Source organism: Bradyrhizobium sp. MI1.11 (assembly GCF_055811255.1).
This window is the reverse complement of record NZ_JBVVPM010000029.1, coordinates 71,727-87,385: the sequence shown is the minus strand read 5'-3', so window position 1 is coordinate 87,385 and position 15,659 is coordinate 71,727. Positions and strand designations below refer to the sequence as shown.

Genomic DNA, 15,659 nt, shown 5'->3' with positions numbered 1-15,659 from the left:
CCCAAAGCAAAACCCCATCCGTTCAAGGGAGCAACAACCATGCGATACCTCCACACCATGCTGCGCGTGCGCAATCTCGATGTCGCGCTGAAGTTTTACCAGGATGCGTTGGGGCTCAAGGAGGTGCGGCGGATCGAGAACGACAAGGGGCGTTTCACGCTGGTGTTCCTGTGCTCGTCGGACGATCTCGAGGCGCTCAAGAAGCAGCCATCGAGCCGCGGCGCGCCGCTGGTCGAGCTCACCTGGAATTGGGACGAGGAAAAATATGGCGAGGATCGCTTCTTCGGCCATCTCGCCTATGAGGTCGACGACATCTACGCGACCTGCGAGAAGCTGATGAAGGCGGGCGTCACTATCAACCGCCCGCCGCGCGACGGCAACATGGCCTTCGTCCGCTCGCCGGATCTGCACTCGATCGAGCTGTTGCAGAAGGGCGACCCGAAGCCGCCGCAGGAGCCGTGGTCGTCGATGCCGAACACCGGCCATTGGTAGGCTCGCCGCTGGAACAAGCCCGTGCCAGCAGCGTTCTCTCTTCGACAATGCAATTGGAGGAGGACGCGATGGGACGCGGAATTTTGTTGTGGATGCTGGGTGTGCCGATCCCGGTGATCATCTTGCTATGGCTGTTCTTCGGCCGCTGATCGCCTGACCAACTTGACCCTGCACGAAAGCTCCGCCTCAGGCGGAGCTTTTTGCATGCGGACCTTTTGCATGAGAGGATCGGCGCAATCGCGCGTCGCTCGCCGCAGTGGATTCCGCTATCACCCGCGCTTGTCGGGTGGAGCGCACGCGTCGTCCGGGACTGACGCTGCCGAAGCACCCCGGATTGCGCTTCGTTCCATCCGGGCTACGACACCAAGAAAAGCTTGGGGAGGATGATGTGCCGGACCAAAAGCTGACGATCTGGGGCCGCGCCAATTCGGTCAACGTGCAGAAGGTGCTGTGGTGCCTCGCCGAGCTCGGCCTGGCTTACGAGCGCATCGACGCCGGCATGGCCTTCGGCAAGACCCGCGAGGCCGACTATCTCGCGATGAACCCCAATGCGCGGATCCCGACGCTGGTCGAGGGCGACTTCACGCTGTGGGAATCCAATTCGATCATGCGCTATCTCTGCCTCGCGCACGGGCGCGGCACGCAAATCTATCCCGAGGCGCCGAAGCTGCGCGCCAGCGTCGACCGCTGGCTCGACTGGACGCTGTCGATGGTGCAGCCGGTCGACCGCCCGGTGTTCTGGGGCCTCGTGCGCACGCCGCCCGCCGAGCGCGACATGATCCAGCTGCAGAAGGATGCGGATGCCGCCGCCGAGGTCTGGGCCATCGCCGACCGTCTGCTCTCCACGCGTCCGTTCATGGACGGCGATGCGTTCACCCTCGCCGACATTGCGATCGGCGCCTATGCGCGGCGCTGGCTCGGCGTCGAGGGCATCACCCGGCCCGCGCAGCCGCATCTGACGCGCTGGCTCGCCGAGCTCGGCAAACGGCCCGGTTTTGCGCAATTTGTGGCACCGCCGATGTCGTGAGCGGTGATGCGGCCTAAACTCCGTTGAGAGCACGATGAATCCGCACTTCGCCGCGCGCCGCCGGGAGGTGGCGGCTACTGTGCATGGGGTTGTTTTCGCGTTTTTTGTTTAAGGCCAGCCGCGCTCGAACAGCAGCACGCAGAAAATCAGCACGAGCGTGACGGCCGCGGTGGCGAGCCGCGCGGTCCAGCTCAGGCCGCGGCCGACCCACCACAGCAGCGCGCAATACATCACGAACGGGACGATGATCTCGGGCCGCATGATGTCCGGCGGCATCGACGTCAGCGCCTGACCGTGGTCTCGATGCTGATCGAGCCGCCGATCTTGACGCAGGTGCCGGTGCTCTCGACCAGATGGAAGCCGCGGCCATAGGCGGCGCAAGAGCCCGCTTTCGCGCTCCCGCCGGCACCCTTCAGCGGCAAGTCCTTGCCGGCCTGTGGGCGCTCCGCAGGCGGGAGACGCAAGGCTTCCGCCGCGGCCGCGGACGTCGTCAGCAACGAGATCAGGATGAGGAGCGGCGCACGCATGCGGGCCGTTCTAGCCCGGACCGGCGCCGCGCGCCATCGGGGGTCGCTTCAGATGAACTTGATGCCGGCCGATTTGCCGCGGCGCCACACCACCTGGCAGCTCCGCCCGGTCCGCGCATCGCGTGCGAATGCCATCCGGATCACGCCCGGGAGCTGGCTCGCATCCTCGTCCAGCGTGATCTTGGCGCCCGTGGCGGAGATGTCCTGGACCAGGCATTGCCGCGCCGCGAACCCGCCCTCGAGCGTGATCCAGGCATGCTGCGACAGCGACTTGCGGGCTGCGCGCTTCTTGGGCGGTGGCATCGGCTTAAATTCTCCCCGTCCAGCGCTAGCTCAGGGAACCTAAGAAACCGTTGAATTTGCCCCGACTGATCCTGGGGCGGGAGGCTATCCACCGGTGCCAAAAGACCGTTCCCGAACGGCTTGCCCAGGGCGCCAAAGGCCATTATAGGTTCGCCCGCTGCAGCCGCCGGGCATGACTCGGGCGGCCAGCGGCCGTGCCGCGAAAAGCGGCGGGGCCCTGGGTTTGCTCCCTTCGTCTATCGGTTAGGACGCCACCCTTTCACGGTGGAGAGAGCGGTTCGATTCCGCTAGGGAGCGCCAAAGCTTCTAGCAAATTCAATGTGTTAGCGTCGAAATTGGCTAACCCGGTTTTGGGGTTAGCCAAACTATCCATTGCTGTTTGCGCCAAACGCTTCTGGCTCACCGCTTTCGTATACGTCTCGATCTCGGCCAAGTTATCGTGGCCCGTGATGGCCTGGATCTGATGCGGGGTGCAGCCTGCCTCAGCCAGCCGAACACAGATGGCGTGCCGCAAGCCATGAGGGCTGGAATCGTTCGGCAGACCCGCCTCATGGGCGGCGCTGCGTATCCAGTTCGTCGCGCCCTTGGCGCTCCGATCCTTGTCCCACTTGGTCCGCAGGAAGGTCCGCTGGTTGCGCGGGGTGTCTTTGATGTGGTGCCAGAGCGTTGGGTGGATCGGAATGTTCAGCGTCTTCCGGTGCCGCGACTTGACGGTTGTGATGGTAAGCCAGCCGTCTCTGACATGATCCCACCCGATCCTTACAGCGTCGCTGCGGCGGAGACCGGTGTGGATGAACAGTTCTAGCCCTAGCCGCTGCGGCGTGCCTTCGGGCCAGCGCCTCCGATAGGCCTCAACATCGAGATCCGTCCAAGCGCGGTGAGACCGCTTGACGTACTTGACGCGCTTGGCCCGCTTTATCGGGTTTTCCGTGAGCGTGCCGGCGCCGATGGCGTACTCAAACACGATGTGCAGCAACTTCCGCAGCTCGTTTGCGGCGGCTGGCTTGTCGGCCTTCTTATCGATGATTGCATTGATGTGCTTGGTCTCAAGCTTGGCCAGAGACTTCGTTCCGTGCTCCTCGCGAAACCGCTCAAGAATGCGCCTGCGATTGCTGCGGGAGCTGGCGGCCAGCTGCTTGTATTCAGCGCTGCCATAGTAGCCCGCGATTGCCGCTGACACGCTGCCTGGCGGGTTACGGTCTTCTGGCTGGGCTGCCGCGTTCAGAACGGCCGCAGGAACGCCCTGCGCGGCCCGGTGGTAGGCTTCCCAGAACTGGTAGCTGAACAGCGGCCCGGCCAGCGGAACGCGCTTCTCGCCCGGCTTGCGCAGGTATATGCGTTCGTGGCCGTGGCGATCAGTGTAGACGTGCAGGTGTCTCGGTTTCTTCGTCATGGCGCAGAACGCTATCCCATTCGTTGTCGTTTGCTGGCTGACGAGCGCCGTCAAAGACAGCATCCAAGGCCGTTCGATCCCATACGTTCACGCCAAATAGATCCATCGGCTTGGGCACGGTGCCAGCCCTCACCTGCTTGTCGAAATGCGTCGCGCTGATGCCCAGATATCGGGCCGCATTGGCACGGCGTAGGCCGCGCGGCTGCACGCGGACGTTGTCGTTGGCGGGATTGGGCAAGAGCGCGCCCCTGCGGAAATTGCCTGCTTACCTCGCCGGCTGAGGCCGACGCACGTACTGATCTTTATACACGGTCGCCTCGCGACAAATGCGGCGCAAACCTACGTTGGAGCTGAATTGTAACACTTCGTTACTAATCCAGCGAAAAGCGCCACCTCCGGCTGCTCAAGGGAAAGCAACAGCCATAACGAAAAAGCCCCGGACAATGCCGGGGCTTTGACGTCTAAACTTGCGTTCGGATCAGTACTTCGCGACCACCGGACCGGTCCAGTTGAAGCGGTAGACCAGCGAGGTCGAGATCGTCTGGTTCCAGCTGTTGGCGCGGACATCGTGCCCGCCCACGAACGGGAGGTTTGTGACATTGTCGAGCTCGGCCTGGCTCTTGGCGTTGTAGAAGGCCGAACGATATTCGGTCTTCATGAACCAGCCGGGCGAGTTGATGCCGAAGAAGTTCAGGCTGTTCTCGACGCCGCCGCCGATGAACCAGCCGTTGCGGTTGTAGCCGTTGAGATGCACACCAGCGTCAACGCCAGCGAGGTCCATAAAGTTTGTGCGGCCGAAGTGAGCGCCGGAGTAACCACCATTGACGTAGGTGAGAACGTTCGGAGCAGCGAGCCAACCGAGGCGTACGCCAGCGGCCCACGAAGTTTCGAGCTTCTGGGTGCCAGTGATGTCGAAGATAGGGTCCTGGATGGTGGCGCGGATGCTGCCGAACTGGCCATCGGCGAACACACCAGCGACCCAGGTGCCGCTGAACTGCCAGTCGTAGCCGAGACCGACGGTGCCGAACCAACCGGACCCGCCCTGACGCTGGTCGATCGTCAGCGGGATGCCCGTGGCCGTGTCGTTGATATGCTGGTCGGCATTCGAGAGACCGCCGCCGCCGCCGCCGAAGATGTAGAAGCCAGTCCAGTTAGCGACCGGAGCCGGCATCGGCGCCTTCACGTAGGGACGGGCGCCAAGGTCAGCGGCTGAGGCCGAACCGGTCATCGCCGCAATGGCGGCCAGCGCGAGCAAAGTCTTTTTCATCTTCATGTCCCCAAGTGGAAGCGGTCAATATCTGATGGTGGTAACCTAGATGCATCCGCTAGAAATGCTGTAGCTCGGCGGCCACAGTGACGGACAAACTCTTAGTGATGCTGACAGGCGATGAGGCAAATATAGCCGATTTGGTCCGCGATAATCCGGCGGCAATATCGGCCTATCTGACTGAACAATTTGCAGAAAATGACCTACTGAAGGCAAAGAACGCGCTTAGCCGGGTCATGAAAGCCCAGAACGTCCAGATATTGGCGCGAGACGCTGGTTTGCGGCGAGACGCACTCTACAGGACGTTTGGAGGGCGAATCGACCCGCAGCTAAGCCGAATACTCAGGCTGTTTAGCGCAATAAACGTAAGGGCCTCCGTTGTGCCTGTGTCCGGCACTGACAGCCCAGACGGGGCCGCGGCTCGCCTGAGTGAGGCTTTCGCTTGCGAGAATCCGGCGGATGCCATTCGAGGACTCAGCAGCGTCGTGAAAGCGCAAAACGTGACCGCGCTTGCGCACAAACTCGGGATGTTGCGAACGAATGTCTACAAGACATTTGGCGGGAAAGTTGACCCGCAGCTAAGCCGGGTTTTTAACCTCTTCACCGCCTTACAGGTGAGATTCGTGATCGAGGGCATGCAGCCCAAGGCCAGGGCTCCTCGTCCGAAACTTGGTCGTCCGCGAAAGATATCCCATGCCTCCCGCGACTAGATGCGCGCCTTGGAGAATGGGGAAGTTCAATGCGGCTGCTTCTGACAGCCATAGGAACCTAGCATCACTGCCCGGCTTGCTGTCTCGCTAGCTGTCTCCCCGAGCTGGCGGAGCGGCCCCGGCATCAACCCTCAGGCCCCCCAAGCCGGGGTCGCCTCTAAGCCGCCCACTGAGGCGGCCCTACTTCTGGGTGTTCCGCTCATAAATACACGCTCTTGGAACAAACGAAGATTTATTAAAATCACAATCTGTTCTCGCCCGGAGAACTGCGGGCCCGCCTCTTTGACTGGCCAAATAGGCGAGTGTCCATCTAAGCAGATCACCTATGCCTATTTTCTAAGCAGGAAAAAATGGCAATGGTCAGCAAGTCTGACTACGGTGGCGAAGGCATGAGGAAGCAATAATCCCCAGCCTTTGGGAGAAGTGCGCCCAAGGCCCCAGTCCTAGCCAGCCCCGGGCTGGGGCCGCTTCTGTGCCGCTCAAGATTCGACGTGGGCGCCAGCACGAACCCGCGGCCGAGCAAGGCGCCGTCATCAACCTGTGGCACAGTCATTGCACATTCAAAACAGAGTGGGATTTCAGTGCCCAGTCTGAGACAAGAGCGCCGCCGGGGGGACTGGCATTTCGAGCCCGGCAGCGCTCTCCTTTACTGTTCTGGCTCGCCTGCGGAGGGCCCGGCCCTCTTTCAAGGAGCCGGCCAATGGGCAAACCAGGGTTACTCCGCCGCCTGCAGAACAATCGCCGACCGTCTCGCGGCTACCTCAGCACGCTCGTCATCAGCCAGCTCATTGGCATGGCCGAGGGCCTCCTCAAGCTCCGCCTCCACGTGGTCCGCCGTCCAGAGCAACCTTTTGATCATCTCGGTGGTGATCTCTTCCTCTGTCTCGCGAAGGTCGTAGAGCAGTCTTCGAAGGACCTCAAAGCCGTCGCGTAGGTGGGAAATTTCCGCGGCGACCCAGGAGCGTGTGGGCCGGAAGTCAGTGGGATGGGTGGTCATTGGTGATGCTCTGTGTCGGGCTTATCAGGGCCCATGCAGCGGGACAGCCGCTGCAGCCGGGGGCTGATAACGTGCCAGAGCGACACGCCGAGCGCTTTTAAGGGAGGGACTGGGAAGTCTTACCCTCTGGACAGCACGCCCGACCCCGGCCATAAAGGCAGGGTTCGGAGCCGCACCGCCAAGTGCGTCCGTCGAAAATGCCAAGAGTTGGCACTTTCATTCAGCCGTCACCCCCGACGCCAATCGGGAGCATCCTGACCAAGGATGTGCGGCTATAGCTCTGGTCCGGGTTATCAGGCCCACGGACACCTTGCCCTGATTCGGTAAAAAATCCACCCCTCCTTTCGGGGCGCTTCGGCGCGTCAGTGCTTGGCTATGCCCACATTCCATCGGCTTCCGACAACCTCTCGATGAGGGGTATATTCCCATCGCGGAAGGCCGGCGCGTCGAGAGAGACAGTGTACTTCTGCTCGCCGTAGAGGTTGCTCGCGTATTTTTTCCCGACCTTTTTGATGTCGGCGAGGCGGATCTTGCCATCCAACACATCAAGGACGACCATGCCGATCACCTCCATACGAATGTCGCGCGGCAAAGCACGCGAGACAACGTCATCGACCATGGTGAACAAATAATCCGAATTGCCCGCGATCTGGCCCGTCAACCCTGAAGCTTTTAGGTTGGTCGAACGCGGTAGGATATGTGCACTCGGTTTTACGATCGTTGTTATGGTCGGATTGATGATCCGGCGCATCTTGCTTTGGTTCATCAAGACCATCTCGTTAAATCCAGGTACATGCAAGCGCATGGCCCTGACTACCCTGAATTTGCAGAGGTACCCGGGCAGCTGAGATGTGGTGAATTGCCTGACGGGCACGCCCGCCCTCAAGAGTTGCTGCGCCTTTTCGATCACTTCGGAGGAAGGTAGAGCTTTCGGAGCCTTGTAGGATTCACCCACACACGCGGTGCAATACCGGTAAGCGCGGCCGCAATGATTCTTCCGTAGAATGCCGTAGATCGCGTAGGGATGGCCGCTCTTACAATGCGCTCTGCCCCCTTTCCATCCCTTTGAGGCATCGGCAGCCTTGAAGTTGGCCTCGACCAAGCGCCTCGCCTCCACATCCCACTCGGGGTGCAACTCGCAATGCTTCTTGAAACGCTGAGGGGTGACCAATGCAGGGCCGCATCGCTTGTCGCCTGACGTGATCCTCCGCAGCGTCTCCCCTGCCCGCAACCGCCGCATGAACTCGTCCGCAAGCTCGGGTGTCATGCCGGGAGGCACGTTCATCCACTTCCGCCTGGCCGCGCTACGCTCTTCGTGCGATCGATATGCTTGGACACGCGACATGCTCGCCTCCACAGCGCTGGATTGCGCGATGGAAGGCGGCTCCTGAGTCGGGGCGCGATATTGGCGAATCAGCGCACTATTCTGCCCAAGTCGCCCGCGCTAGGATCGTTGGATATCCCGACCTCGCCGATTCGAGCTCGTGCTTGCTGCCCTGCTGCTGGCCGGATGGGCGTTTTATCGCTGGCTTCACTGAGGAATTATGGACGCACCGCAACAGCTCCCGCATCCCAAACCGGTCTTGGATCCAAAAGAGCAATTGGAAATGCGCGTGCGCGTAGCTGAGCGCGCGCACGATCTGGAGACAGCGTTTGGCAAGAGCGCAAATGAGGCTGCTGTTAAGGCAGGGGAAGAAGCCATAAAGGCCATGATCCTAATCAATGGCGGCAGTTCGGTCGCTATGCTCGCCTTTATCGGAACGATGGCTTCGAAGTCTCTCTTATCGATTGACCAGCTTGCGCAGATAAGTGAGCCGCTGATCTGCTTTGCGAGTGGGCTAGTGGCGGCGATGATCGCGACCGCAGCTTCCTATTTTACTAACCTGATGATCGCCAGCAACTCGAGCCGAAAGCAGCGTGAATACGAGTTTCCATTTCTGCGCCCTACGCCGGCCTCCAAACGCTATGGCGTGATTGGGGAGGTTTTCCGATATGTTGCCGTCTTGGCCGCCGCGACTTCGATTGGCTGCTTTGCCTGGGGCGTAGTGGAGGCTCACTCCGGGTTCGCAGTTTTTTCTAAGTCGAAGGTAGCAGCGCATGGCAGCATCTGATCCCGATTTATTTGCTCGCGTGATCTCGGGGGTGGCACTGCTGATTTCTGGCGCCACCTTTGTTTGGACCCGTGTGGACAAGCACCGCGAACGTAAAGCTGCTAAGCAGAGTCAGCTTCCCTCGATACGGATGCGCTGGAACTCGCAAGTTGATCAAGAGGGTCGGTACTCCTTGAAAATTGGCTTCCGTGACATAAAAAGAGCAATCACTTTCAAGCAGGCCAAGCTGATAAAACCGCACGGGGAAATTATCGACGCGATGAAATTGGAGTCGCCCCAGCATCACACGATCCCGCTGAATTGGAGCCTTGATGTTTCGGTCAATCCCGCAGGGGGCGCTGATGCAGTTTCAGGAATGCTACGTTTAAAGTCGGATAGCCCGGGCGACAGAGTGATAGTTGAATTTTCCGGCCACTTTCGCGATGGTTCGCTGGAACCAATAAAGCTCAAAGTCGCCGCGCCTCGAGAATGATTTGTGCGAATGCTCCTGACCAGCCGCTCATCCAGGCGCCACCATCGTGGCCGCCGAACCAGCGGGCGCGCCTTCGCGCAATGGCCCGGTTAACCCAGCGCGCTCCCTGTACGCAGCCCAATCAATCGGCACCGGCTCAATGCGCTCGCCGGGTCGATCTTCCGGCCACACGTGCACAACGCGCTGCTCCACTCCTGTGGCTGTGATCGTGGACAATACCGCAAGCCCGCCGACAACGTGACGCCCCTCGAAGCGTTTGCGACGCTGAATCTCCATGCAATGCAGCAAGTAAGATCCGGGGTCGACCTTCTCCACATCGGCAATCAAGTCAAAGCCTGCCTCTTTAAACTCCTCACGCGATGGCGGTGGCATCGCAACAATCGATAACTCCCTCAAACTGACGGCAACGTGCTTCTCCTCAACAAAACCGGCGTTCTGTCTGAGCGATATTGCTTTTGGAGAGCCGGACGTCTGTAACTCAACACAGTATATCGCCGGCCGATTTTCCTTTTCGTGCCAGCCCGCCAGCACTATGCAGGAGACCGCGTCGTTATCGCAGAATTCGCGCGCGTAACGATGAAAGAAATGTTTGATTTGCCAATCGGCAGTTTCAATCAAATCGTCAAAGGTCCGGTATACAAGGCGGGTCGACATCCATTCGCCGAGCTGTGCCGGACCAGTGGCTGACAGCACGGCATTCAACCCGTGCAGCCGATGAGCCTTGTTGAGAGTCACATCCTGTGGGATTCCCTCAACATACGAAAGGCCATCTGTAAGCAGGAATGCCGCGTTGCTTCGAACGTAACCGTTGATTGCACTCACTTCCCAACCTCCAAGTCAGCGCGCGCCGCCGCAATAGCCCCCGCACCCCTACCCTGCGCCTCAGCCCCAGCGTTGGTCGTGGCGATGTACTTGTTCAAGGATTCCGTGGCGCGATCGTATGCGTCTGCAGCTTCGTCACCGTCCTTGCGCTTCGGTAAGTGCGCAGCATTGGGGTCAGCATTATTAGCCGACGCTGGCCGGGCAGCGGGAGTAGGCACGCCGCCTGGAAAAGCAACTTTCGACTCCGCCTCAGCTGCAGCCTTCAGCATCTCTGCGGCTAGCTGCGCCTTAGCTCGGATCAATTCCAGCGCGGAGACGATCTCTGGGTCGCCCTTGCCAGACTTGTTCAGCGCATCAATGGCGCGACTGACCTGGTCGACGTCCTGAGCTGCGCCGCGGAGGTTCTTTTGGAAAATGTCCGCGGAGTCTGCGTACCTATCGAATAGGCTCTGCCCACTGCCAGACTGAATATTCTGCGAGGCAAGTGCCGTCTTAACTAGATCATTGGCTTTATCGATCAGTTCGTCCAGCCAGCCGCCGATGTCCGACGAAACCGACTTAAACTGTGCGGCAAGTTGCGCGGAGGACTGTTTCCACGCACGGTCAAACGCAGCAGCCTTGGCAACTGTAGCGCCGTCGATGATAACGCCTGCTGCGTCTGCACTCTGTGCAATCTCTTCGAACGATTTGCTGCCGTTACGGATCGCCTCAACCCAACCCTCGGAAAGGCCGAGCATCTGCGCGGCCTTCGTCTTTTCGGGTAGAGAATCGAACTTGTTGATCAGTCCGCCTGCGATCGTCAGCAATTCGTTAAGGCTGATGACCTGACCGTTGCGATCCTTGTATTTGATGTTGTTCGCATCAAGCAGCTTCGTGAGAGAGTTCTCATTTTCCTTGGCATCTGCCAGCAGCGAAGCCACCTTCCGAAGATCGTTGACGGAGTCCTCGGACGAAACTCCGCCCTGTCCTGCGGCGAACTGAATTTGTTGGAAGCGCTCTGCCGTCAGCCCAGTAAACTCAGCGTTCTTCTGAAGGTCGGCAAGTTGGCTGTTTACCTGAGTGATCGCGGCAAGCAGTCCGCCGACAACACCAGTGACGCCAGCCGCTGCCGTGCCAAGTGAAGCGAAGCCACCAGCTGTCGGGTTGAGGCTCGCGAACGACTGCTCAATCCGGCTAATGGCGCTATCCGCCATATCGCCGGCCTGATTCATATCGCTGGCGAATTGATCCAGCTTCGCGCCAAGTTGTACTACGAGGTCGTTTGCCATTGGTTCCTGTCGGTGAAGACGCGATTCAAATAAATCGCGCGTTGGTTGGATAAGTGCGCGGCTTGCGAATTGCGCACTATATTGTTAGACCGCGCCCTCAACATCGAAGGAGCGTCACGTTGGCCAAGAAGACAAAGCAGAAGACTGTTCGCCGCGAGTGGACCAGGTCCGACGTCAAGGAACTTAAGGCGCACTCAAAGGCGCGTACGCCTGTTATCAAGATAGCCAAGATGACAAAGCGAACCGAGGGCGCGCTACGCCAGAAGGCCATCGTGCTGGGAATTGGTCTGGGCCATCAGCGGTAAACGAAAGCTGGATTCCGCTATTGGCTCCGATATGAAACACCGCGCCCATACCCTCGTCTGGCTTCAAAGCCTCCGCGGTCCGGCGGCCGAAATCTGGTCACCGGACCATTTTGATCTCTATCGAAAACGCTCTGAGCACAAGATCCTCATTGTGAGGAAATTAACCGAGGCGGAGAGCCAAGAACCGCTTGATGCGCTCGCGCGTAAATATCCGGCTCCAACGAACTAGAGATCCTAGCGCGCAGACCGAGCCTTGCACGAGGCCGATTATGGTTAAAGCGCCGCCGCATCCCGAAAGAATTGATCCACCTGATCCGACGTCATGCCGTAAGCCGTACCGATGGCGATCGTCATCGGGTGGTTGCGTTCAAATATGGTCGCGCCTGAAACCAGCATCTTGGCCGCGAACTGTTGATCGGGCGGCATGGCTTCGATAATCGCGAGCAGCGGCGGCGGGATGACGGCGGCGTTCGAGGCCAGCGCCTGATCCTGCGTAATGATGCCAGCAGCCGCGAGTTGTTGAAAGAACTGCCGGTCACTGATCGAGGACGGAATCGGCTCTGGCAGCGGCTCCGGAGCGGCCGGCGGGGTGTAGACCGAACCAAGGATGCGACCGCCGATCTGAAACACCTGCGATGATTCCTCGACGACGGAATGCCCCTCTGGCGCGGTCCACGCCGCGCCATCATCAAGCACGATGCGATTGACGATCAGTCCGGTCTCTTGGTCGACTACGGCAAAGATGCTCATCGTGCTTGTCCCTATTGCGAACAGAATTCGGTGATGATGACGACACCCGGCGAGCCGTCGCCGCCGGCAACATTCGCCGTGACACCGTGTTGTGATCCGCCGGCTCCGCCTCCGCCGTAGCCTTGAGCGAACCCGCCGAGCGCCACACCCGCGTTAGAAAACACGCCCACACCACCCGCGCCGAGATGACTGTCACCGCCTTTGGCTGAAATCATCGAGTTGACAACAGAGGCAGCGATCGACAATCCGCCGTTCCCAGGGGCGCCGGAAGTCGTGATATCGCCGACGCCAGCGACGCCCCCTATTCCTCCAGAGGGCATCGCGAAGCTGTTCGTTCCACCGCCGCCGTTACCGCCATTCGCAATGCAGAGTCCGCCCACACTCGTCTGCCCGCCATTGCTGCCGACGTTATTACCCGCTGCGGCTCCGTTGCCTTTCGCGCCGATAGTTACCGTTTTCGATACTCCGATCGTCGCTGCCGAAGCGATTGTGCGCGAATAGCCGCCCGCACCGCCGCCACCCCCGCTTGCAGCATTCGCGGAGTTACCCGCCACGCCACCGCCGCCGCCACCAGCGCCGAAGCACTCAATGATCGCATAAATCAGATGCGCGTCCGGAGTATAGGGGCCGGACGAAGTGAATACTTGCTTTTTGACCGCTCCTAGGGCGCCGAGATTCGAACGCGCCGCTGCTGCGTCCGTAAGATCGGACAGATTGTTCGCCGCCGAAACCGCGCCGAGATTGTTTAGCGCCGTCGCCGCATCCGCGAGGTCTGAAAGGTTCATCGCGGGCTGCAAGCCGTAGGGCGAACCAGTAAGCACCCACGCGCCGCCGGTTTTCAGCCACCACTTACCCGTGTCCGGCTGGAACGCGTATTGACCATCGGCGCCGTAAGACGGATCAGGAGCGGTAGCGCCCGGAGCGACGAAGAAGAAAAACCCCTGCGTTTTGAGAGCGGTCAGCATCGTGCCGACATCTTGCGCAGCCGCGACACCCAAGATGCGGCCATTGTAATTCTGCACAATCGAGTACGCCCCGCCGCTGACGGTCGCGCCGGGCCATGGCGTGATGGTCAAATGCGTGTTGTCGGTGACGGCCGTGATCAGTGCAAAGCCATCGGAGCGGACGAAAAAATCGCCTTCCTTGGCATTGGCGCCGGACCAGATCGCGCCGGAGGCGGTTACGGTTGTGCCGCCGTTGGCAACTGAGACAGTGCCGGTCGAGTAGGTTGGGAGAGTCATGCTTGAACGCCTTTCCGCGACTTTTCCTTCGCGAGCCAAATTTCAATTTCGGCGTAGAACGCACGATGATATTCGCCGAGCGCCTGTTCGTAGACATGCTGACGATTGCCCAACATCTGGAGCGCCTCAAGCTTGCCCGCCTCGATCTTCGCCGACATCTCGGCCAGACTCTCCGCGGATGCGGTCATCAGCCGTCGCCCAGCCTCACGCCCGTTTCGTCGACCGTCGCTGGTAGGATTCCATAGGCCGTAGGTCTTTTCGGAATCCGAGGAAATCAACGCGTTCATTTCAGATTTCTCCAAGTCGTTCTGACGGGATCAGCGCCCGCTTTGAGCGGGCAAGAGTGCTGGTGGCTGAAGGCTTCTCACCGATCTCTTTCAGCAGTTGCGCCCTCAACGCGAGCACGACTTCCACCGGCTCGCGGTCACAGCCGAGCAACGATCTCGGTTCGCGATCTAGCGGGCTGGCCCGGAATTTCGAGCGGCCAAGCGCGGCGGCTAAGGCGATCCTGAGGGCCTGGTCATTTGGCGCGCGAATGCCCTGCCGAAACAGGGCAGCGGCCTCGCTGGTTATGTGCGACGTTCTGCGCCGCCGATCTCGTCTGGACCGCGCGGGCATCAAGGCGGCCCGAATGTGGTCAAAGCCCATGGCGGCCTTAGCGCTGGATGGCGCGGAGGCAGCGTCCGCATGAACTCGGCACCCAGGCGTTGCCAGGCTGCGCGCGCAACCTCCAGATCGGGTCTGTCGTAGGCGTCAAGGATGATGCCAGCGCCTTCGAGGTCGCGATCAAAATCAAATTGGCATTCGAACACGCTTCTCCACTCTTCGAGGCCAGCCGCCTGCTTACGTCTATTCTTGCGCGCTCTGACCGGCATTAGCGACGAGCCCCATAATCTGCGGTTCTCGGCGCGCGCGGCGCCTCTGGCCCGTCTACCCCATCAAGCGCCAGCTCCCGCAGCAATCGGGCGAACGAAATCCGGGCGTTTTGCAGGATACCGACCTCCGGCCGCTCCTTCGGCTGGCCGAAGCGATCGAGAAAGGTCTGCCCGTCACGGTCAAGAACTTCACGCGCGGTCTGCGCCTGGTCCCAGGCTTCCGCCGCCAATTGCAGCAAACGCAAGTGATGCGGCTCCAGCTCAAAGTCCGCGACAACACTTGCCCACCATTTCCGGGTCGCGGGCTTGAGGTGCGAGGGTGGTTTTGGGGTGGTCAATTAACTCTCCAAATTTTTGTTTTGAACCGGGGCACCCATCTCGCGCGTTCGAGGAAGGCGCCGGTAAGCGAAGGCGAATTTTTGCTGAAAACTGACCCAGCCCTCCCCCTACCCGCCTACAAAATGCCGCGGGCGCGCATGGCTTCACGTCTCGCGGCTATCCGACGTTGAGCTGCCTCGTTGTTGCTGGACGCCCGGCTAATCTGGGCCGAGGTGCCGCTGCCATATGCTCCCCACAGCACCAAGCTAATCTCGAAAAGCTTAGCCTCGGTGATCAGCCGCTTAGGTAGATCCCCATCGTCCGTCCATTCCTCAACCACGGGCGTGAATGAGACGCTGACTTCGGTGACTGTGCCATTGCCCACGGTGGCCAAGGCCTCCTGCCCTAACGGCGCCTCAGGATTGGGCTCTAGCGAGTAATAGAGTCCAATTGCGTCCGAGCGCAGCTTGAGGCTCCCGTTGCTGATGCGCCCCAGTGGCCTGCTTTGATCGTGCGCCCATAGCGCGGCGACATCTGGATTCTGCGCGAGGTGCTTGTCAAATGCACCGCGCGCAAAGCGTTCCTCAAACAGGCCCGCGATGACAGCCGGCCTGTTCCAGGAAATGGCGAATCCTGAAATAGTTTCAGCCATTGCGCTGCGTCACCCGCAATCTCTTCTCGCGCTTTGCTTGCATTAGCTTGCGCGCAATCACGGCTGGTGAGTCCGAGCATTCGGAGTGTCGGCTTTCGCCAGGCATCTTGACGCTGCGTCGGACTGGCT

At 60.3% G+C, this 15,659-nt stretch carries 23 protein-coding genes and 1 tRNA gene; 8 read left to right on the top strand and 16 right to left on the bottom strand.

Features of this window, described 5'->3' with window-relative positions:
* Window positions 1–39 precede the first annotated feature (39 nt).
* The 3 genes from AC0L30_RS26395 (at window position 40) to AC0L30_RS26385 (ending at window position 1,519) form a co-directional block, all read left to right on the top strand.
* Window positions 40–492 carry a VOC family protein gene (locus AC0L30_RS26395; protein WP_219680237.1) on the top strand — a complete coding sequence of 151 codons (453 nt, stop codon included), beginning with the start codon at window positions 40–42 and terminating at the stop codon, window positions 490–492.
* On the top strand, window positions 459–641 hold the full coding sequence (locus AC0L30_RS26390; protein ID WP_157158543.1) for a hypothetical protein: 183 nt from the start codon (window positions 459–461) through the stop codon (window positions 639–641). The genes AC0L30_RS26395 and AC0L30_RS26390 overlap by 34 nt, the downstream gene beginning before the upstream one ends.
* Before the next feature lie 239 nt (window positions 642–880).
* Window positions 881–1,519, top strand: coding sequence for a glutathione S-transferase family protein (locus AC0L30_RS26385; protein WP_007591409.1), 639 nt, complete (start codon window positions 881–883; stop codon window positions 1,517–1,519).
* A gap of 108 nt (window positions 1,520–1,627) precedes the next feature.
* Here AC0L30_RS26385 and AC0L30_RS26380 read toward each other — a convergent pair whose 3' ends face one another.
* From AC0L30_RS26380 to AC0L30_RS26370, 3 genes are read right to left on the bottom strand one after another with little or no spacing between them, the layout of a single operon-like run.
* Window positions 1,628–1,795 (bottom strand): hypothetical protein, encoded by a 168-nt coding sequence (locus AC0L30_RS26380; protein ID WP_007591410.1) that lies wholly within the window; start codon window positions 1,793–1,795, stop codon window positions 1,628–1,630.
* Between the two features lie 5 nt (window positions 1,796–1,800).
* Window positions 1,801–2,046 carry a hypothetical protein gene (locus AC0L30_RS26375; RefSeq protein ID WP_007591413.1) on the bottom strand — a complete coding sequence of 82 codons (246 nt, stop codon included), beginning with the start codon at window positions 2,044–2,046 and terminating at the stop codon, window positions 1,801–1,803.
* Window positions 2,047–2,094: 48 nt separating this feature from the next.
* Window positions 2,095–2,349, bottom strand: coding sequence for a PilZ domain-containing protein (locus AC0L30_RS26370; RefSeq protein WP_007610106.1), 255 nt, complete (start codon window positions 2,347–2,349; stop codon window positions 2,095–2,097).
* A 225-nt stretch (window positions 2,350–2,574) separates the two neighbouring features.
* On the opposite strand from AC0L30_RS26370, the gene AC0L30_RS26365 reads away from it, so the two are divergent.
* Window positions 2,575–2,649: transfer RNA gene (locus AC0L30_RS26365), tRNA-Glu, on the top strand.
* On the opposite strand, the gene AC0L30_RS26360 is transcribed toward AC0L30_RS26365, so the two are convergent.
* From AC0L30_RS26360 to AC0L30_RS26350, 3 genes are all read right to left on the bottom strand, one after another.
* Window positions 2,609–3,742, bottom strand: a complete 1,134-nt coding sequence (locus tag AC0L30_RS26360) for a tyrosine-type recombinase/integrase (protein ID WP_473405584.1) — start codon at window positions 3,740–3,742, stop codon at window positions 2,609–2,611. The genes AC0L30_RS26365 and AC0L30_RS26360 overlap by 41 nt on opposite strands.
* Window positions 3,705–3,980, bottom strand: a complete 276-nt coding sequence (locus tag AC0L30_RS26355) for a hypothetical protein (RefSeq protein WP_473405583.1) — start codon at window positions 3,978–3,980, stop codon at window positions 3,705–3,707. Before AC0L30_RS26355 ends, AC0L30_RS26360 begins: the two co-directional genes overlap by 38 nt.
* A 240-nt stretch (window positions 3,981–4,220) precedes the next feature.
* A complete protein-coding gene (locus tag AC0L30_RS26350) occupies window positions 4,221–5,009 on the bottom strand; it encodes an outer membrane protein (protein WP_007590580.1) in 789 nt (262 codons plus the stop codon).
* A gap of 86 nt (window positions 5,010–5,095) precedes the next feature.
* On the opposite strand from AC0L30_RS26350, the gene AC0L30_RS26345 reads away from it, so the two are divergent.
* Window positions 5,096–5,719 carry a transcriptional regulator gene (locus AC0L30_RS26345; RefSeq protein ID WP_473405582.1) on the top strand — a complete coding sequence of 208 codons (624 nt, stop codon included), beginning with the start codon at window positions 5,096–5,098 and terminating at the stop codon, window positions 5,717–5,719.
* A gap of 715 nt (window positions 5,720–6,434) precedes the next feature.
* Here the strand turns inward: AC0L30_RS26345 and AC0L30_RS26340 are convergent.
* Together AC0L30_RS26340 and AC0L30_RS26335 are read right to left on the bottom strand one after the other, a co-directional pair.
* On the bottom strand, window positions 6,435–6,716 hold the full coding sequence (locus AC0L30_RS26340) for a hypothetical protein (RefSeq protein WP_473405581.1): 282 nt from the start codon (window positions 6,714–6,716) through the stop codon (window positions 6,435–6,437).
* A 373-nt stretch (window positions 6,717–7,089) separates the two neighbouring features.
* Window positions 7,090–8,001, bottom strand: coding sequence for a hypothetical protein (locus tag AC0L30_RS26335; RefSeq protein WP_473405580.1), 912 nt, complete (start codon window positions 7,999–8,001; stop codon window positions 7,090–7,092).
* Window positions 8,002–8,260: 259 nt separating this feature from the next.
* Here AC0L30_RS26335 and AC0L30_RS26330 point away from each other — a divergent pair, with 259 nt between their 5' ends.
* Together AC0L30_RS26330 and AC0L30_RS26325 are read left to right on the top strand one after the other, a co-directional pair.
* Complete coding sequence (locus AC0L30_RS26330) at window positions 8,261–8,827, top strand: hypothetical protein (protein WP_473405579.1); 567 nt, start codon at window positions 8,261–8,263, stop codon at window positions 8,825–8,827.
* Complete coding sequence (locus AC0L30_RS26325) at window positions 8,814–9,299, top strand: hypothetical protein (RefSeq protein ID WP_473405578.1); 486 nt, start codon at window positions 8,814–8,816, stop codon at window positions 9,297–9,299. The genes AC0L30_RS26330 and AC0L30_RS26325 overlap by 14 nt, the downstream gene beginning before the upstream one ends.
* A 27-nt stretch (window positions 9,300–9,326) precedes the next feature.
* Here AC0L30_RS26325 and AC0L30_RS26320 read toward each other — a convergent pair whose 3' ends face one another.
* Together AC0L30_RS26320 and AC0L30_RS26315 are read right to left on the bottom strand one after the other, a co-directional pair.
* Window positions 9,327–10,121 (bottom strand): hypothetical protein, encoded by a 795-nt coding sequence (locus AC0L30_RS26320; protein WP_473405577.1) that lies wholly within the window; start codon window positions 10,119–10,121, stop codon window positions 9,327–9,329.
* The gene (locus AC0L30_RS26315; RefSeq protein WP_473405576.1) at window positions 10,118–11,389 is read right to left on the bottom strand and encodes a hypothetical protein; all 1,272 of its coding nucleotides are present in this window, start codon (window positions 11,387–11,389) and stop codon (window positions 10,118–10,120) included. The genes AC0L30_RS26320 and AC0L30_RS26315 overlap by 4 nt, the downstream gene beginning before the upstream one ends.
* Window positions 11,390–11,508: 119 nt before the next feature.
* Between AC0L30_RS26315 and AC0L30_RS26310 the strand changes: the two genes are divergently transcribed.
* Window positions 11,509–11,694 (top strand): hypothetical protein, encoded by a 186-nt coding sequence (locus AC0L30_RS26310; RefSeq protein ID WP_473405575.1) that lies wholly within the window; start codon window positions 11,509–11,511, stop codon window positions 11,692–11,694.
* Between the two features lie 273 nt (window positions 11,695–11,967).
* Here AC0L30_RS26310 and AC0L30_RS26305 read toward each other — a convergent pair whose 3' ends face one another.
* The 6 genes from AC0L30_RS26305 to AC0L30_RS26280 form a co-directional block, all read right to left on the bottom strand.
* Window positions 11,968–12,444 carry a hypothetical protein gene (locus tag AC0L30_RS26305; protein ID WP_473405574.1) on the bottom strand — a complete coding sequence of 159 codons (477 nt, stop codon included), beginning with the start codon at window positions 12,442–12,444 and terminating at the stop codon, window positions 11,968–11,970.
* An 11-nt stretch (window positions 12,445–12,455) separates the two neighbouring features.
* A complete protein-coding gene (locus AC0L30_RS26300; RefSeq protein WP_473405573.1) occupies window positions 12,456–13,685 on the bottom strand; it encodes a glycine-rich domain-containing protein in 1,230 nt (409 codons plus the stop codon).
* Window positions 13,682–13,972, bottom strand: coding sequence for a hypothetical protein (locus AC0L30_RS26295; RefSeq protein ID WP_473405572.1), 291 nt, complete (start codon window positions 13,970–13,972; stop codon window positions 13,682–13,684). The genes AC0L30_RS26300 and AC0L30_RS26295 overlap by 4 nt, the downstream gene beginning before the upstream one ends.
* A gap of 1 nt (window position 13,973) precedes the next feature.
* Window positions 13,974–14,333, bottom strand: coding sequence for a hypothetical protein (locus AC0L30_RS26290; protein WP_473405571.1), 360 nt, complete (start codon window positions 14,331–14,333; stop codon window positions 13,974–13,976).
* Between the two features lie 226 nt (window positions 14,334–14,559).
* Window positions 14,560–14,898, bottom strand: a complete 339-nt coding sequence (locus tag AC0L30_RS26285; RefSeq protein ID WP_007591172.1) for a P27 family phage terminase small subunit — start codon at window positions 14,896–14,898, stop codon at window positions 14,560–14,562.
* A gap of 116 nt (window positions 14,899–15,014) precedes the next feature.
* Window positions 15,015–15,530, bottom strand: coding sequence for an HK97 family phage prohead protease (locus tag AC0L30_RS26280; RefSeq protein WP_473405570.1), 516 nt, complete (start codon window positions 15,528–15,530; stop codon window positions 15,015–15,017).
* Between the last annotated feature and the right edge of the window lie 129 nt (window positions 15,531–15,659).

Bases quoted from the DNA above. Each gene is read 5' to 3' on its own strand.
- AC0L30_RS26395 (WP_219680237.1), top strand. From the start codon at position 40: ATGCGATACCTCCACACCATGCTGCGCGTGCGCAATCTCGATGTCGCG.
- AC0L30_RS26380 (WP_007591410.1), bottom strand. From the start codon at position 1,795: ATGCCGCCGGACATCATGCGGCCCGAGATCATCGTCCCGTTCGTGATG.
- AC0L30_RS26375 (WP_007591413.1), bottom strand. From the start codon at position 2,046: ATGCGTGCGCCGCTCCTCATCCTGATCTCGTTGCTGACGACGTCCGCG.
- AC0L30_RS26370 (WP_007610106.1), bottom strand. From the start codon at position 2,349: ATGCCACCGCCCAAGAAGCGCGCAGCCCGCAAGTCGCTGTCGCAGCAT.
- AC0L30_RS26360 (WP_473405584.1), bottom strand. From the start codon at position 3,742: ATGACGAAGAAACCGAGACACCTGCACGTCTACACTGATCGCCACGGC.
- AC0L30_RS26350 (WP_007590580.1), bottom strand. From the start codon at position 5,009: ATGAAAAAGACTTTGCTCGCGCTGGCCGCCATTGCGGCGATGACCGGT.
- AC0L30_RS26340 (WP_473405581.1), bottom strand. From the start codon at position 6,716: ATGACCACCCATCCCACTGACTTCCGGCCCACACGCTCCTGGGTCGCC.
- AC0L30_RS26335 (WP_473405580.1), bottom strand. From the start codon at position 8,001: ATGAACGTGCCTCCCGGCATGACACCCGAGCTTGCGGACGAGTTCATG.
- AC0L30_RS26330 (WP_473405579.1), top strand. From the start codon at position 8,261: ATGGACGCACCGCAACAGCTCCCGCATCCCAAACCGGTCTTGGATCCA.
- AC0L30_RS26325 (WP_473405578.1), top strand. From the start codon at position 8,814: ATGGCAGCATCTGATCCCGATTTATTTGCTCGCGTGATCTCGGGGGTG.
- AC0L30_RS26315 (WP_473405576.1), bottom strand. From the start codon at position 11,389: ATGGCAAACGACCTCGTAGTACAACTTGGCGCGAAGCTGGATCAATTC.
- AC0L30_RS26305 (WP_473405574.1), bottom strand. From the start codon at position 12,444: ATGAGCATCTTTGCCGTAGTCGACCAAGAGACCGGACTGATCGTCAAT.
- AC0L30_RS26300 (WP_473405573.1), bottom strand. From the start codon at position 13,685: ATGACTCTCCCAACCTACTCGACCGGCACTGTCTCAGTTGCCAACGGC.
- AC0L30_RS26295 (WP_473405572.1), bottom strand. From the start codon at position 13,972: ATGAACGCGTTGATTTCCTCGGATTCCGAAAAGACCTACGGCCTATGG.
- AC0L30_RS26290 (WP_473405571.1), bottom strand. From the start codon at position 14,333: ATGGGCTTTGACCACATTCGGGCCGCCTTGATGCCCGCGCGGTCCAGA.
- AC0L30_RS26280 (WP_473405570.1), bottom strand. From the start codon at position 15,530: ATGGCTGAAACTATTTCAGGATTCGCCATTTCCTGGAACAGGCCGGCT.